This window comes from Sphaerisporangium sp. NPDC051017 (genome assembly GCF_040683095.1).
In the GTDB taxonomy this organism is placed as follows: Bacteria; Actinomycetota; Actinomycetes; order Streptosporangiales; family Streptosporangiaceae; genus Sphaerisporangium.
This window is the reverse complement of record NZ_JBFBCI010000024.1, coordinates 1-13,248: the sequence shown is the minus strand read 5'-3', so window position 1 is coordinate 13,248 and position 13,248 is coordinate 1. Positions and strand designations below refer to the sequence as shown.

The following is a 13,248-nucleotide window of genomic DNA, read 5'->3' as shown; positions in this document are numbered from 1 at the left end:
GCCTCGTTGAACGCCGCGCGGACCTCGCTCCTCGGCGAGCAGGCCCCGCCGGTGGAGCGGCCGCCTCCGGGCGACGTTCGCCGGGCCGGCGAAAATGGTTGGCTCCCACCGGCCACTCTGCGTCAACATGGCCTTGGCTGTGAGTATTCAGAGAGGCGGAGTGGCTGTGCTCGGATTACTCGAATCCCCCGAAGTTGAACCATCCGCGCGAAAGTCGGCCGTTCTGCTGGCGCTGCGGCACTACAACGGGGAGTTGCGGAATCAGTGGCGGTTCGCGCTGCCCGCGCTGATCTCACCGGCGCTGGGCAACATCTGCCTGTTCTACCTGGCACCGCTGGCGGTGGGCGGGATCGTGGGGCACCTGTCCGGCGGCGGGGACGGCAGCGTCGCCGCGCTCATGCCGTACGTGCTCGGCTTCGGCGCGCTCCTGCTCACGGGCGAGGCGCTGTGGCGGCTGGGCCTGCACTTCGTGAACCGTACGGAGGCCCGGGGCATCGAGCACCTCGCCGCGACGGGCATGGGGGAACTGCTGGCCAAGGACGCCGCGTTCTTCCACGACAACTTCGCCGGCTCGCTCACCAAACGGGTGCTGAGTTTCTCCGGCGGGTTCGAGTCCTTCACCGACACGCTCACGTTCTCGATCATCGCCAAGGTGGTGCCGCTGGGGTTCGCCTCGGTCGTGCTGTGGCGGTACCACCCCCTGCTGGTCTTGGTGCTCGTTGGCCTCATCATCGTCACCGGCCTCCTCGTCGCCCCGCTCATCCGCCGCCGGCAGAGGCTGGTGGACCAGCGTGAGGCTGCGAGGGTACGGGTGTCCGGGCACGTCGCCGACGTGCTGGCCAACATGGACACGGTCCGCGCGTTCGCCGCGGAGGACCGCGAGGAGGCGGAGCACCGAGCCCGGATCGCCGAACAGCGCAGGCTGACGCTTCGTTCCTGGGACTACGGCAACCTCCGGGTGGACACCGTCGTGGCACCACTGTCGGTCCTCACCAGCAGCATCGGCCTGCTCCTCGCCGTCGCCCTGCACGGCGGCCTCGGCGTGGAGGCGATCGTGGTGACGTTCACCTACTACACGAACACGATCAACATCATGTTCGAGTTCAACCAGATCTACCGTCGCATGGAGAGCGTGCTCACCGAGGCCGCCCAGTTCACCGAACTTCTCCTCACGCCGCCGGGTGTCGTCGACCCGGAGAACCCGCAGCCGCTGCGCCCGGCCGACGCGAGCGTCCGGTTCGAGCGGGTGGCGTTCGCTCACGCCGGCAACCCGCGCCTGTTCGACGGCCTGGACCTGTCCATCCCCACCGGTACCAAGATCGGCCTCGTGGGCCGCTCCGGCGGCGGCAAGACCACCCTCACCCGGCTGCTGCTCCGCCTCATGGACATCGAGGGCGGCCGCATCCTGATCGGCGGCCAGGACATCACCCGGCTCCGCCAGGCCGACCTGCGCAGCCTGATCGCGTACGTCCCCCAGGAGCCCGCCATGTTCCACCGGTCGTTGCGCGACAACATCGCCTTCGCCCGGCCTGGCGCCACCGACGCCGAGATCTACCAGGCCGCGCGGGCGGCGCACGTCACAGAGTTCGCCGAAGCCCTGCCGGACGGCTTCGACACACTGGTCGGGGAGCGCGGTGTCAAACTCTCCGGCGGCCAGCGCCAGCGCGTCGCCCTGGCCCGCGCCGTCCTGCGCGACGCGCCGATCCTCCTGCTGGACGAGGCCACGAGCGCGCTGGACTCCGAAAGCGAGATCCTCGTCCAAGAAGCCCTGTGGACCCTGATGCGTGACCGTACCGCCCTCGTGGTCGCGCACCGGCTGAGCACCGTCGTCCGCATGGACCGCCTGATCGTGCTCGACCAGGGCCGCATCGTGGAACAGGGCAGTCACCGCGAACTCCTGCGGAACCAGGGGCCGTACGCCCGCCTGTGGCACCACCAGTCCGGCGGCTTCCTGATCGAAGAGGACACCTCCGACGCCGTCCCCCGCTGATCCGGGGACCGGTTCGCGGGCCGGCGTTCTCGTAGAATCGGCACCGCCGGATACCGGTCCCGGAGGACACGACATCCGTGTTCCCTCAGGTGTATCAGCCACGGCCAGAAGGGCTTCGAGCGGGATGGGAAGCAGGCCTTTCGATGTGGTGATCCGGGGTTACAGCCCCCGGCACGTGGATGCGCTCTGGGCGAGGGTCGAGGCGAACGAGATCACCTCTGACGAGGTACGTCAGGCCGAGTTCGATGTCGTGATGCGCGGCTATGACCGGCATCAGGTGCATGCCGCCCTCGCCGACGTGGTCAAGAGCCTCGAAGAGAGATCGGAAGAATAGACGCTCCGTCGGCGGCGCCGGTCGCGGCGCTCCCGGATGAGGGCACGGGCGACCCCAGCGCCGTGCCACCGCCCCTGAAGACGCGACCCCGAGCACAACCGTGTGATGGTCACAGCGGTCGAAGCCACTGACGCGCTGCGTACGGCGCTGGCCGAACGGTGCGGTTCGGACGCCGTCGCCCCGCAACTCGCCCACAAAGCGCCATTCCGGACGAATCCCCGATTTCCGCCAGGTACCGGGCATCCGCAACCTGTCGTTCATCGGGGTGTCTCCGGAGGCCTGCTTACTGGGTCGGTTAGAAAAACGACTTCGCTCACCTGGGTGCCGTCGGCGCGACGCCCGGGCGGAGAGGACCTGTACCTGTGTCACGCCTCTCAGGCGCCGCGATATCCGGCAGCACCATCACGCTCAGTTCCCCGACGGCCCCCATGCGGGGCGACAAGCTCACCTTCGACTGGACGACGGACGCGCCCGACCCGAAGAACTGGATCGGCGTCTACGACGGCGACCGCAAGCCGGGCAACGGCGCCTCGCTCGTCTGGACGTACGTCTCCGGAACCTCCGGGCGGACGACCCTCGACACCTCGGGCCTGAGCGGCGGCCCGTTCACCGTCTATCTACTGGCCAAGGACGGCTACGGCATCCTCGCCCAGAGCACGCCGTTCACCTTCGCCGGTCCGCCGACCGGGGACTCCATCGTGCTGCGCTCTCCGGCGTCCCCGTACGAGGGCGACAAGCTCACCTTCCACTGGACGACGGACACGCCCCACCCGAAGAACTGGATCGGCGTCTACGACGGCGACCGCAAGCCGGGCAACGGCGGCTCCCTGGTGTGGCAGTACACCCCCGCCGCGTCCGGCGACATCACCCTCGACACCTCGGGCCTGAGCGGCGGACCGTACACCGCGTATCTGCTGGCCAAGGACGGCTACGGCATCCTTGCCCGCACGACTCCGTTCAGCTTCACCGTGCGGCCCGTCATCCCGCGCCCGCACGCGGTGGTCGACGCGCTGACGACGGCCCCGCAGGACGCCGGCGCGGACTTCAGCGTCCGCCTGGCCGGGTTGTGGATCAGGCCCGAGGGCAACGCGGCGGGCGGCCCCGCCTTCACGCGGGTCTCCGGCGACCCGTGGCTCTCGGTGAGCGCGAACGGCACCGTCAGCGGCACCGCGCCCGCCTCGCGGCCCAAGACCCCGGGCCGGTTGGTGGTCTCCGTCCAGGACAGCGCCGTGGGCGCCGACACCGTCACCGTCCAGGTGCCGGTACGGACGGCCAAGGACAAAATCCAGATCAAGATCGCGACTCTGAACCTCTGGGACGCCGGCGCGCACGTCGGCGGATCCCTGGAGAAGCAACTGCGACTGGTGCTCACCCAGGGCCTGGACGTCGTCGCGCTGCAGGAGACCGGTGACGCCGCGGCCACGGCGCTCGGCGAGGCGCTGGGCTGGCAGACCCACCAGACCGGCTCCGGCCTCGGCATCGTCAGCCGCTACCCGCTGAGCGACCTCCTCGCCCCCACCGCCGACCTGCCCGCCGCGGCCGCCACCGTACAGTTGCCCGGCCGCCGCACGGTACGGCTGTGGACGGCCCGGCTCGACGAGGCCGACTACGGGCCGTACGCGCTGGCGGCCGGGCAGACGGCCGCGCAGGTGGAGGCGGCCGAGAAGCTGACGCTCCGCTACAGCCAGGTCCAGGCGCTGGTGGCCGCGATGCGGAGCGATCTCGCCTCCGATGTCCCCGTGATCCTCGCCGCCGGCCTCGCCTCGCCGTCCCACCTGGACTGGACGAACCGTACGGCTTCCGCGCACGCGGGAGTGGGCAAGCTCCGCTGGCCGGTCACCGACGCGCTCCAGCGTGCCGGTCTCACCGACGCCTTCCGCGAGGCCAACTCGAACCCGGTGAAGGACCCCGGCGTCACCTGGTCGCCCGTACGGCCCGAGCACGACGGCGGCGGCGCCGAACCCCAGGACCGCATCGACCAGGTCCAGTACGCCGGACCGCTGAAGGTCGTCGAGGCCCACAGCCTCTACACGGGCTGGCCGCGTCCCGTTCCCGACACCGCCGCCAACGGCTGGCCCTCCGACCACGCCGCGGCCGTCGTCACCTTCTCCCTTTCCGCCCGCGGCTGACCCCGAAAGACCAAAGGAACCTCCTCCCATGACCGAGATCAGCCGCCGCACGTTCATCGGCGCCACCGCGGCCACCGGGGCGGCCGCCGCCGTCGGACTCCCCGGCATGACCGGCACGGCCAACGCCTCCGACGACAGGCACGACAAGCACGACGGCGCTCGCGGGGACATCCGCGACGTGAAGCACGTCGTCATCCTCATGCAGGAGAACCGCAGCTTCGACCACTACTTCGGCACGCTGAACGGCGTGCGGGGCTTCGGCGACCGGCAGGCGCTGGTCTTCCCCAACGGGGACTCCGTGTTCCGCCAGCCCGCCAGAGGGCGCTCCGATGGATACCTGCTGCCGTTCCGGATGGACTCCACCAAGTACAACGCGCAGAACGCGGGCGGTCTCCCCCACGACTGGGACACCGGTCACACGGCCGTCGCCGGCGGCGCCATGGACAAGTGGGTCTCCGCCAAGGGCGAGCGGACCATGGGCTATTTCACCCGCGAGGACATCCCCTACCAGTACGCGCTGGCCGACGCCTTCACCCTGTGCGACGGCTACTTCTGCTCGCTGAACGGGCCCACCGACCCCAACCGCCTCTACCTGTGGTCGGGCACCGCCGGCCCCGGCGTCGACGGCACCACCGGCCCCTTCACCGACAACTCGGTGGTCACGCAGAACCCGGTGGCCGACTGGACGACCTACGCCGAGCGGCTGGAGCAGGCCGGTGTCAGCTGGCGCGTTTACCACAACCCCGACGGCTCGGACGACCGGTACGGCGACTACGACGACAACGGGCTGTCGTACTTCAAGCAGTTCCACGCCTTCCCGAAGGACGACCCGCGCTACGTCAACGCGATGACGAAGTTCGACCTGACCGCGTTCGACCAGCACTGCAAGGACGGCACCCTCCCGACGGTCTCCTGGCTGGTGGCGCCCTACCTGTTCTGCGAGCACCCGGCGGCCAGCCCCGACTACGGCGCCCACTGGGTGAACACCGCGCTGCAGTCCCTGTTCTCCAACCCCGACGTGTGGAAGCACACCGTCTTCCTGCTGATGTACGACGAGAACGACGGGTACTTCGACCACGTCATCCCGCCGTTCCCCGAGCCGGGGACGAAGGACGAGTTCGCGGCGGGCAAGCCCATCGGGCTCGGCAGCCGGGTGCCGCTGTGGGCCATCTCGCCGTGGTCGCGCGGCGGCTGGGTCAACTCCCAGGTCTTCGACCACACGTCGGTGCTGCGCTTCCTCGAGCGGGTCACCGGCGTACAGGAGCCGAACATCTCGGACTGGCGGCGCACGGTCTGCGGCGACCTCACCAGCTGCTTCGACTTCCGCAGGCCGGACTACAGCATCCCGCGCCTGCCCGACACGGTGGCGCTCATGGCCAAGGCCGACGCCAACCGTTCGCTGCCGTCGGTGAAGCCGCCCACCCAGCAGGCCATGGCCGTCCAGGAGGAGGGGGACCGCCCGCACCGCCCGCTGCCGTACCGGCCGTGGGCCGACGTGTCGGTCGACCGGGCCACCGGTAAGGTGACCTGCACGCTGACCAACGACGGCACCGTCGGCTTCCACTTCACGGTGCTCCCCAACATCGTCAGCACCGCCGCGCCGTTCACCGGCACCCCGTTCACGGTCGCGCCGCGCTCGTCGCGGACCTACGTGTGGGACGCCGCGGCGACCGACGGCCGCTACGACTTCACCGTGCACGGCGCGGACGGCTTCGTACGCCGCTTCTCCGGCACGGTCGTACGGCACGACCAGGACGACGTGGCGGTCCCCTCGGCCGAGGCGAACCCGCGGCACGCCGGGCGGCCGGAGAACGCGTCGATCGACCTGGAGCTGCGTAACGAGGGCGACACGGAAGTCGCCTTCACGATCACGCCGAACGCCTTCACCGATCAGCAGCAGACCGTCTGGGTCCGCCCCGGCGGCCGCACCACGGCGACGTGGCCGACCGACCACGGCCGCTACGACTTCACGATCACAGCGGGCACGGGCACCCGCTTCACCCAACGCTACGCGGGCACCGTCCACCCGGCGTGACGCCCCCGGAAAGGCGCCGGGCACGCCAACAGCGTGCCCGGCCCCGCTCTCGCCCTCGATACGCCGCTCTTCAGGGTCTGTGACCATGTGTCCCTTGGCCTATGCCCGGCCGGTCAAAAGCGTCAGAGGATCCAAGGTGAGCGTGTCGCGCCGGGCGCCACAGTCGTCATACACAGGGCTTTCTGGTCAGCTCGTACCCTCCCCTCCCAGGGCACGCCCGGGCTTCACCGACCCCCTGCCGCAAGGGGCGGCGACGGAGCTCCCCCGCTCGATCTTCACTCGAGGTCGGAAGACTCCGCGGTCTCCCTCCCGGGCTCCTCCAAGGCCCGCAGCGCATCGTTCAGCACGGCCTCTATGTGGGACGCCCCCTCCGCCGGCCGCTCGTAGAACCCGTCCTCATAGCTGTAGCCCACGTCCAGACCGCTCTCGGCGAGCCTCTGCGCCCACCTGAGGGCCGTGTTGATCTTCGCCTGCGGAACGTGTCCGCCCTGGGCGACGGCCGACAGGTTCCGCAGGTTGGTCGCCGGCCCGGTCTGGTTGTGCGCCCGCTTCAGCTTCCACGGAATCGCCCGTCCATGATCGAGCATCGGCTTGGCGAGCCCCGCCGTCCGCTTCGCCTGCAGGATGCCCGACTCGGTCACCCCGAAGTGCGCGGCCAGCTCGGCGTTCGACCGCCCCATGGCGACGAGCCGCCGCAACTCCTCACGATCTATGTGAGCCTTCCGCCCCATACGTCCATCCCGCCCTCTCCTCGCCCGTCACCTTCCCCCAGCCCCATGTTCCCGCGCCGGACACCCCGCGCGCCATCGGCATCCCCAGTCCCAGAAGCGATCCGAAGCCCCGCCTCCACCGCCTCGCGTACGCATGAGCCCTAGATCTGCGCTAAGGTTGTTCTCGCTCGGGAAACACGAGCAACGGGACGTAGCGCAGCTTGGTAGCGCACTTGACTGGGGGTCAAGGGGTCGCAGGTTCAAATCCTGTCGTCCCGACCGGGTAATACCAGGTCGGCAAGGGTGTCACGAGACCACGTGGCACCCTTTCTCGTTCCTGGGTGACTAACAAGGTGGGGCGCCGATCAGTGAGGACCACCTGTTGATTCACGATGATCACGCGTTCGATTGCGTGCCCGGCCTTATCCCGGGCGGGGGCGGCCAGGGCGAGGGCGGCGCCACGGCGTTGATTACGCGAAGGCGATGAGGAACGGCGACTCCGGCCCGTGCTGGTCCGCCCGCGCTTCATAGGTCCCGACGTGACGACCGTGCCGGTATACGTGTACCAGTCCGGCGTCCACAGTGCAGCGGTCGCCGGCCGCCAACAGCTCATGCAGAGCATCGTCGACGACCATGTTGTACAGCGACTGCACCTGCCGGTACCTCACCGTCGCCGAGTCGATCAGTTCGCCCTGGAACCGGTAGATGCGTATCTCCGACAGGCACAGCACGGGACACCGCAGCGCCCGATCCATCTCCGCCACGTACTCCGGTAGCTGGGCGGCTATCGCCGCACGCAGCCGGCCGGCGTAGGCCATCGTCGTCTTGCACGTGTACGAGCACGGCATGTGCGGGACGAGCCCGAAGACGGTGTGGCGTAGGAACGGATTGGCGAGCACCGACGGCGTTCCCGCGACCGCGTCCAAGGCCGCGGCGTACGTGTTGTCGCGGTACCAGTTGTTCCGCTCCCGGAAGAACCGCCGACAGCACGGTGGGTAGCCGAGGGCCTCGCCAAAGGTGTCGTGGTCGGCCCGGTGCTTCTGCACGACCTGGCCGCCGATGAGCAGCGGATACCAGCCGGAGTGTGCCGCCGCGCGCAGGCGGTCCGGTTCGCGGGCCAGGAAGACGTGCGCCTCCGTACCGGCCCGGGGCACGCGCGAGAACCCGGCGCGGGTCGTGGTGAGCTGGGATGCGGGTACCCCGTCCAAGCCAGGCGCGTGCCGGTCGAAGTAGGCGTCGATGTGGTAGCTCAACCCAAGCGCTTCCACCATCTCCCGGAATATCGCCCATCCCTCCACGCGGACCCACACGTCCATCGCAGGCTTGAGCCCGTGGGCCACGGCCATGACGGACGGGAGCTGAGGCCCGCCGGACGATGCCCGCACATACGGCCAGAATCGGCTCTCCAGCAGCGACTCGAGAACCGATGGTGGCATCGTCACCGGGTTGGGAGGGCTCGTCGGGGCCGGCTCCGCCAGCGGCCATCCGTCGTCGGCAACGGCGACCGCCGCTGGATCCTGCGCTGCCGTGACGAGCTCGGCGGTGTGCGTCAGGATATGCAGGCTCGCCCCAAACTGGTCGCAGTGGCGCAACGCGAACGCGTGGCAATGCCACAGATAGGAGCTCGCCGGCTCGTGCCGCAGGCAGACCAGATACCTCTTCGCGGCGTCCCCGTAGTCACGGTCCAGATAGGACAGATGGGCGGCCGTGAGGTCCGCGAGGAACGAGTCGCCCGGCTTCAAACCGGCGACTGCTGCCCGGACCGGTGCCGGGTCGGGCAGAGCGCGGAGCGCGTCGAGGACCATGTCGGCCGGGTACCACTGGCGAAGCGCCCGGGCCGACCATTGAGGGGGGAGGTGGAGCAGTTCACGCAGCCGCCTGTCGCTGTCTGGCGCCGGTGACCGCATCGAGCCTGCAGACTCGGGATGCGGTCGCACCAGATCGCCGTGTGCGTTCTCCCAACGCTCACGATGTTTCCGCCGCTCGTCGTCGACGCGGGTGCGGACCTCCGCGGTCGGCGGCGATACGGCGTCCCGGTATAGCTCCAGACGCCTGGCGAGCGCGCCGTGCAGAGCCTCGCCGATTGGCGTGAACTCCGCGTGGCGGCTGAGCTCGCTCAAAAGTGTGTCAGCGTAGCCGATGATGTGGTACGTGCGGCGCTCGAGCCGCTGCACCGGGGCCAGCTGCGGCGCCCGGACGTAGAAGCCCAGGATATTGACGAACGTGTACGCCGCGTGCAGCAGGCCGCTGAGCGGGCGGGGGTCGTCACGCAGCGGTGAGTAGTACAACGCCTCGTCGGTCGGGCCCGCGAGGAGCGGGTCGAGCTGGGCCAGCGCGTAGAGCTTCTGGTGCGCGTACTCGTGGACGAGCGCCTCCGTGAGCTGGAGATGGTCACCGAGTGAAAGCGCGACCAGCCCGGGCGCCTCACGGAAGCTGGCGCTGAAATGTTTGAGCGGATCGGGCGTCGCGAGCGGGACGATGGCGTTCACCCCCAGCCGCATCTCGGCGCCGAGAACCGGATCGACGTTGTCCACTATGGACCATGCGGTCGCGAGGCGGTCGACCCACTCGACCCCCTCGGGCCGGATCGGTTCGGCGTACATGAAGCGCGTTCGCCCGCCGAGACGGAGATCCTGGTCAAGCCAGTTCACCTCGACCGCCGTCCCCGGCAGGCATGCCACGGTGAGTCTGTCGTATGGCACGGGCGTGCCGCTCGCGTCGGTGAGCTCCACCGTGTCGCCCGCCACCCGTACGGTAATCGGCGCGTACGGCTTTGCCGCCCGCGGTGCCAGGCAGAGCCCTGCGCCGGGGAACACGACACGTCCGGCGCGGTCACCGCGCACCGTGGCCACGAACGAGCCCTCGCCGACGAGATGGCATGCGGAGAGAGCGAAAGCCGAGGCCTTGGCGAGGTGGCGGGCGAAGTGGCCCCCCGGCCGCAACTCGTGTGCCTGGCGCGAAAGCAAGTCCCACGCCACCTCCACCCAGAATGCGACACTCGGGTGAGCCAGCACCCGACGCTGAGTCTCCGCCGGTCGGCTGAGTAGATCGGAGAACGCGGCAGTAAACCCGTACCGGTCGGCCCATTCCGGCGCCTGCGCCGCCAGCCTTTGCTGGATCCGCCTCATACCGATCATCGTCGACTGGAGCCGGGCCAGGAACAACGCGCGCACCAGCGGATCGTTGGCCCCGGTCGGCTCGGCGAGCGCCACGACCGTCGCAGGTTCAAGGCGTACGCTCATGCGAGCCTGGCCAGGTCCTGGTCCACCACCGTCGTGATCTCGCGGATGAGCTTCATGAGATCCGCGCAGTAGACCGAGGGGTTGTTGAAGCCGGCTTCGGCCGAATACCGGTGCGGAAAGTACCCGCCTCCGCATACCCGGACGAGATCACAGGCCTGGCATATCGGGCTCAGCGTCGCCCAAGCGTCCTGACGCGCCCGCACTGACGGCGATCGCAGTGCGTCGTCGAAGCTGTGGTCGAAAACGTTAAGCCCCAAGTCACAGGCGCCCTCGAAGGTTACCTTGAGCGTGTCCACCGCCTGCAGCCCACCGTTCGTCTCGACGACGATGAGATCGACGGGTTGCAGACCCCATTCCTCGGAACTGTTCTGCGCGCCGAGGTGCAGTGCGACGACATCCCGGAAGCGGCGAATCCGAATGGGTTGGGGGCGTTCGTCGTACCATTCGCGGAAGATCCGCAACAGCCAGTCCGCATACGGCGTGGTGCCGGGCGAATCCTTACCCGGCGGCCTCAGGTCGTGGTGCCCGAGGGGCAAAAGGAAATCGATGTTCGGCGGCTCGAAGCCGCGTAGGAACCGGTACACCTCGAGCGGGTCGTGGCGCAGGTCGATCACTGCCAGGACACCGCCCCACACCGGTCGGCCCCAATCACTACTGAGCAGCGTCAAGGCCCGATGAGCGCCCGCGAAGGACGGTCGACCGGCATGGTCCACTCGATGCCGGTCATGTGCCTCCGCAGGCCCGTCGATGCTCAGCCCGAACGACAGGTTCCGCTCACGACAGAACTCCAGCGTCGCCTCATCGTAGAGAACACCGTTCGTCTGACCGTGCCATCTGATCGTGACATTCTTGGTTGGCTCGGTGATCGCGTCGCAAAGTTCGCGCAGATAGGGCAGCCCCAGCAACAGCGGCTCACCGCCGTGAAGGATGACGTTCACCTCGCGTAGGTGATGTGTCATTGCGTGCTCGTTGATCCGCCGACCGAGCTGCGCCGCCGTCCGCATCGACATCCGCTGCGGTTGACGACGCCAGCTCTGGTCAGCGTGGCGATAGACGTAGCAGTAGTCGCAGTCTAGATTGCACCGGGACGCGACCTTGCAGATGAATGTGGTCATGGGTGCAGTGGTCACCGCGGCCGCCGGCGTCAACGCATCCCTGATCTTCGGCCTCACCACGAGGTCGAGGAATGTTGCGAGAAGGAACTGTGCGAGCTGTGCATCACGCCGCCCGCCGCACCCGCACCATCACGGGACGCGTAGACCTCAGTGAGAATGTTGCCGAGTGCGCTGCCCTCGAGGGCGTCGACGCTACCGAGGCCGAAGTCAGCAAGCGCGGTGCTGACATCGACAGGGGATGATTCGCGAGCCTGGTCCATGGATGTCTCCTTGGTGATTCGGGTGCAGGGACCGGAAACCCACGAACATGGCGGGCCTGCACGTGGCGTGTCCGGATCAACGCCGTATTTGTGACTTTGTTTTACACGCGTCGGCCGGGGTGTGAGGCCCCCCTCGTTCCAATGAGGAATCGGGTCTTGACAGGCGGAGACTTAAAGTAGCGAGCATTGATCGATGTCCCTGACTCGGCGTCTTGGTCGCTCGGCTCATCCACCACCCAGGGGTGCGCATGGATCTGGATCTCGGTTTGGTCGCCGACTTCTTGGTGCTGGTGGAGGAGCGGCACTATGGGCGTGCGGCCGTGCAGCTGCACCTGACCTCATCGGCGTTGGCCAAGCGCATCCAACGTCTGGAACGACAACTCGGGGTCGCCCTCGTCGAGCGGGATCCTGCGGGTGTGCTCGCCGTGACCTCCGCGGGCCGGCGGTTCGCGACCGCCGCCGTACCCCTGATCGCTCAGGCCTGCGCCGCCCGCGAGATTGCCCGGGCCGCACCCGCCCGGTACACGCTGCGGATCGGTGTCCCTGCCGGCACGGGCGGGATCCTTAAATACTTCGACATGAGCGGCATCGCGAGGGAGGTCCGCCGCAGCTTTCCCGAGACCCGGCTGGTGCGCCAGGATGTTCCCTTTCCCGTGCTCACCCGCTGCCTGCCCGACCATCAGGTGGACCTCTTGTGGACCTTCGCGCCCGTGCGGCATCCCATCGTGGACTCCTTCCCCCTGACCGCCGTCAGTGCGCGTATCGGCGTGGTCGCCGCCCGGCATACCCTCGCCGACTCCGATGCGGTGAACGTGGAGGACTTCAGTGAGGAACCGATCCTGTACAACCCGGCCATCTCCGAGGAGTGGATGAACCAGTTCTGGCTCGCGGACGTACGGCCCCGCCGCGAGGCGCGCCTGGTCGAGACCGACGTAGGGACCTTCGCCCGCGTCCTGCGCCAAGTCGCCGACGGCACAGCCGTGATAGCCACCGTTGCGGAGATCGCCCCGTTCCTGGGCCCCGCCTTCCGCGCGGTGACGCTGACCGGCGCCGCCCCCGTGGCCTTCCATATCGCATGCCGACGCACTGACCGGCGGGGCGCCGTTCATGCCCTGGTGGAGGCCTTCCAGGCTCTCGGTCCACGCAGCCTGCTTGGCGGGGGGCCTCACTAGGCTTTCGCGTTACTGAGTGACTACGCGCCCGAACGCACACCCCCATCAGCGGATGAAACGCCCTATAAGCGCTCCCCACCGACGGCGGCAGGCTGACGTCGGCGCCTGTCAAGTCGCATCGGGCGGTCAGGTGGCCGGCGTCGGCTCGCCCTTGATCGACCGGATGAGGAGCTGGGCGACGTCCACGACCTCCAGCGTCTCCTTGGCCTGGCCGTTGTTCTTCTTCTCGTTGATCGCGTCTCCCAGCATGACCAGGCAGAA

9 protein-coding genes and 1 tRNA gene are annotated in these 13,248 nt (G+C 68.7%); 6 read left to right on the top strand and 4 right to left on the bottom strand.

Annotated elements, in window-relative coordinates:
* Window positions 1-166 precede the first annotated feature (166 nt).
* The 4 genes from AB0M95_RS20140 to AB0M95_RS20125 all read left to right on the top strand — a co-directional run bounded on the left by AB0M95_RS20140 (window position 167) and on the right by AB0M95_RS20125 (window position 6,488).
* Window positions 167-1,990, top strand: coding sequence for an ABC transporter ATP-binding protein (locus AB0M95_RS20140; RefSeq protein ID WP_363766564.1), 1,824 nt, complete (start codon window positions 167-169; stop codon window positions 1,988-1,990).
* Window positions 1,991-2,165: 175 nt separating this feature from the next.
* Complete coding sequence (locus tag AB0M95_RS20135; RefSeq protein WP_363766561.1) at window positions 2,166-2,324, top strand: DivIVA domain-containing protein; 159 nt, start codon at window positions 2,166-2,168, stop codon at window positions 2,322-2,324.
* A gap of 362 nt (window positions 2,325-2,686) precedes the next feature.
* Window positions 2,687-4,453, top strand: a complete 1,767-nt coding sequence (locus AB0M95_RS20130) for an endonuclease/exonuclease/phosphatase family protein (RefSeq protein ID WP_363766558.1) — start codon at window positions 2,687-2,689, stop codon at window positions 4,451-4,453.
* 28 nt (window positions 4,454-4,481) lie between these two features.
* A complete protein-coding gene (locus tag AB0M95_RS20125) occupies window positions 4,482-6,488 on the top strand; it encodes a phosphocholine-specific phospholipase C (RefSeq protein ID WP_363766555.1) in 2,007 nt (668 codons plus the stop codon).
* Between the two features lie 275 nt (window positions 6,489-6,763).
* On the opposite strand, the gene AB0M95_RS20120 is transcribed toward AB0M95_RS20125, so the two are convergent.
* The gene (locus AB0M95_RS20120) at window positions 6,764-7,219 is read right to left on the bottom strand and encodes a hypothetical protein (protein WP_363766552.1); all 456 of its coding nucleotides are present in this window, start codon (window positions 7,217-7,219) and stop codon (window positions 6,764-6,766) included.
* 184 nt (window positions 7,220-7,403) lie between these two features.
* On the opposite strand from AB0M95_RS20120, the gene AB0M95_RS20115 reads away from it, so the two are divergent.
* Window positions 7,404-7,477, top strand: a tRNA-Pro gene (locus AB0M95_RS20115).
* A gap of 191 nt (window positions 7,478-7,668) precedes the next feature.
* Here the strand turns inward: AB0M95_RS20115 and AB0M95_RS20110 are convergent.
* From AB0M95_RS20110 to AB0M95_RS20100, 3 genes are read right to left on the bottom strand one after another with little or no spacing between them, the layout of a single operon-like run.
* The gene (locus AB0M95_RS20110) at window positions 7,669-10,440 is read right to left on the bottom strand and encodes an HEXXH motif-containing putative peptide modification protein (RefSeq protein ID WP_363766549.1); all 2,772 of its coding nucleotides are present in this window, start codon (window positions 10,438-10,440) and stop codon (window positions 7,669-7,671) included.
* Window positions 10,437-11,555: an FxsB family cyclophane-forming radical SAM/SPASM peptide maturase gene (locus AB0M95_RS20105; RefSeq protein WP_363766546.1), complete on the bottom strand. Its 1,119-nt coding sequence runs from the start codon at window positions 11,553-11,555 to the stop codon at window positions 10,437-10,439. The genes AB0M95_RS20110 and AB0M95_RS20105 overlap by 4 nt, the downstream gene beginning before the upstream one ends.
* Before the next feature lie 53 nt (window positions 11,556-11,608).
* Window positions 11,609-11,815, bottom strand: a complete 207-nt coding sequence (locus AB0M95_RS20100; protein WP_363766543.1) for a hypothetical protein — start codon at window positions 11,813-11,815, stop codon at window positions 11,609-11,611.
* Window positions 11,816-12,063: 248 nt separating this feature from the next.
* Between AB0M95_RS20100 and AB0M95_RS20095 the strand changes: the two genes are divergently transcribed.
* Window positions 12,064-12,987 carry a LysR family transcriptional regulator gene (locus AB0M95_RS20095; protein WP_363766540.1) on the top strand — a complete coding sequence of 308 codons (924 nt, stop codon included), beginning with the start codon at window positions 12,064-12,066 and terminating at the stop codon, window positions 12,985-12,987.
* The last annotated feature ends 261 nt before the right edge of the window (window positions 12,988-13,248 follow it).

Bases quoted from the DNA above. Each gene is read 5' to 3' on its own strand.
- AB0M95_RS20125 (WP_363766555.1), top strand. From the start codon at position 4,482: ATGACCGAGATCAGCCGCCGCACGTTCATCGGCGCCACCGCGGCCACC.
- AB0M95_RS20120 (WP_363766552.1), bottom strand. From the start codon at position 7,219: ATGGGGCGGAAGGCTCACATAGATCGTGAGGAGTTGCGGCGGCTCGTC.
- AB0M95_RS20110 (WP_363766549.1), bottom strand. From the start codon at position 10,440: ATGAGCGTACGCCTTGAACCTGCGACGGTCGTGGCGCTCGCCGAGCCG.
- AB0M95_RS20105 (WP_363766546.1), bottom strand. From the start codon at position 11,555: ATGACCACATTCATCTGCAAGGTCGCGTCCCGGTGCAATCTAGACTGC.
- AB0M95_RS20100 (WP_363766543.1), bottom strand. From the start codon at position 11,815: ATGGACCAGGCTCGCGAATCATCCCCTGTCGATGTCAGCACCGCGCTT.
- AB0M95_RS20095 (WP_363766540.1), top strand. From the start codon at position 12,064: ATGGATCTGGATCTCGGTTTGGTCGCCGACTTCTTGGTGCTGGTGGAG.